Here is a 238-nt window from a genome sequence, read left to right on the forward strand (position 1 = left end):
CGGCGGTGCGTGGGCCATGGACCCGGAGACGAACTACGCCACGGGGTTCGTGCCGCAGGGCATCGGCGCCGACCTGATCGCGACCCTTGAGGGGTTCAGCCGGCAGGACGTCGACTCCTACGCCGTGGAGTCGCAGACCCGGGCGGCGAAGGCGTGGGCGGGTGGGTACTTCTCCCGGTCGGTGGTGCCGGTCCGGGACCGTAACGGCCTGGTCGTGCTGGATCGGGATGAGCATCTG

The 238-nt window shown here is 70.6% G+C and carries 1 protein-coding gene; it reads left to right on the forward strand.

Features of this window, described 5'->3' with window-relative positions:
• Positions 1 to 16: 16 nt before the first annotated feature.
• On the forward strand, positions 17 to 238 hold a 222-nt coding region (locus OP18_RS50930; protein ID WP_483782927.1), incomplete at its 3' end, for a thiolase family protein.

The sequence above is a fragment of the Dactylosporangium aurantiacum genome, assembly GCF_000716715.1.
GTDB classification, from domain to species: Bacteria; Actinomycetota; Actinomycetes; order Mycobacteriales; family Micromonosporaceae; genus Dactylosporangium; species Dactylosporangium aurantiacum.